Origin of the sequence: Bailinhaonella thermotolerans (genome assembly GCF_003594875.1) — a bacterium.
Taxonomy (GTDB): domain Bacteria; phylum Actinomycetota; class Actinomycetes; order Streptosporangiales; family Streptosporangiaceae; genus Bailinhaonella; species Bailinhaonella thermotolerans.
Map to the genome: position 1 here is coordinate 1 of NZ_QZEY01000048.1, position 1,573 is coordinate 1,573.

Consider the following 1,573-nt stretch of genomic DNA (forward strand, 5'->3'; position numbering starts at 1 on the left):
GTGTTCGCGCGGGCCTTCGACGAGGCGTGTGAGCTGCTGGAGGCCGAGTTCGCCGCTTCCGAGGCCGCTGAGGTCGTGGGCGGGCTGGCCGGTGGGCTGAGCCTGCGCCAGATCATCGCAGGTGAGCCCGGCGCGGCCGACCTGCTGGATCAGACGGTGTTCGCGCAGGCCGGGCTGTTCGCGGTCGAGACCGCCCTGTACCGGCTGCTCGAATCACTCGGCGTGCGGCCGGACTACGTGGCCGGGCACTCGCTCGGCGAGATCACCGCCGCGCATGTCGCAGGAGTGCTCGACCTGGCCGACGCCTGCCGGCTCGTCGCCGCTCGCGGCCGGTTGATGCAGGCCCTTCCCGCCGGTGGGGCGATGGCCGCGATCGGCTGCGGGGAGGCGGAGATCGCCCCCGTGGTGGCCGAGCGGGACGAGGTGTCCGTGGCGGCGATCAACGCCCCCGGCGCGGTCGTGGTCTCCGGCACGCCCGACCAGGTGGACCAGATCCTCACCTGGGCGGGCGAGCGCGGGCACCGGACCCGCAGGTTGCGGGTCTCGCACGCCTTCCACTCCCCGCTGATGCGGCCCATGCTCGACGACTTCGCCGCCGTGGCCGAAACCATCACCTTCCACCAGCCGGCCATCCCCCTGGTGTCCAACCTCACCGGCCGCCTGGCGGGCGCCGAGATCACCCAGGCCGACTACTGGGTACGGCACGTGCGGGAACCCGTACGATTCGCCGACGCCGTCGCCGCCCTGAGCGAGCACGAGGTCGGCTGCTTCGTCGAGGCCGGTCCGGACGCCCAGCTCGCCCCCATGATCGAACAGGTCCTCGCCCACCAGGAGGGCGACGACGGCGCCGAGGCGGGCGTGGTGGCCGCGCTGCTGCGCCGCGACCGCGAGGAGACCGCCCAACTGGTCGCCGGGCTCGGCCGGGCCTGGACCGGCGGCGCAGCCGTGGACTGGACCTCCTGGCCGGCCGGCGCCCGGACCCGGCACCTGGACCTGCCCACCTACCCCTTCCAGCGGCGGCACTACTGGCTGTACCCCCCGGGCCGCCCGGACTCAGGCGAATCCGGCGTCACCGACCGTCCTTCGGTGTTCGAGGTGGCCTGGCGGCTCGCGCCGGAGCAGGCGTCCCCCGAGGCGGCGGCCGTCGGCGACGTACTCGTCATCGATCAGACCGGCGGCACGGACGGAGCCGAGGGCACGGGCGATTCGGCCGATCGGGCGCGGCACGCCCTGCGCACGGTGCTGGCCGGCCTGCAGGGCTGGCTGACCGGGGCGGACGCCCGGCCCGCCGTGGTGATCACGCGGGGCGCGGTGACCGTGGCGGACGGCGAGGCCCCGGATCCGGCGCAGGCCGCGGTCTGGGGGCTGGTCCGGTCGGCCCAGGCGGAGGAGCCGGGCCGGATCACGCTGGTCGACCTGGATCCGGACGACGCCGCCCCGGCCGCCCTCGACCCGGACGAGCCGTCGGCCGGAGCCGTACCTGACGAGGACCTCCCGGAGGGGGTGCGCGCCGCGCTGGCCTGCGGTGAGCCGGAGGTGGCGGTGCGCGGCGGCCGGGTGTGGGTGCCGCGCC

Annotated in this window: 1 protein-coding gene; it reads left to right on the plus strand. The window is 75.7% G+C overall.

Features of this window, described 5'->3' with window-relative positions:
- The coding region (locus D5H75_RS40675; protein WP_202639007.1) for an acyltransferase domain-containing protein at positions 1-1,573 on the plus strand (1,573 nt) is incomplete at both ends.